Here is a 254-nt window from a genome sequence, read left to right on the forward strand (position 1 = left end):
TATATACGGTAAGGCGACGTTGATGTGGTTTGAAGAGATTTTTGAAGAGTATAAATATAAAGAAAAATCAGAAATTGAGATTAGAGAACTCTTTTGATTTCAATCCTTATTTTTGATAAAATGAAGCTGTAATGTATTAAAAATGAAGCATTACAAAGATAGGATAAGCCAACTTAATTTTTTATAAAATTAAAATTACAAAAGCTTGACAAAGCTAAGAAAGGATACTACCATGAGCACAGCACAGCACAGCA

This window comes from Streptococcus sp. 10824 (assembly GCF_013276595.1).
Classification (GTDB): domain Bacteria; phylum Bacillota; class Bacilli; order Lactobacillales; family Streptococcaceae; genus Streptococcus; species Streptococcus pseudopneumoniae.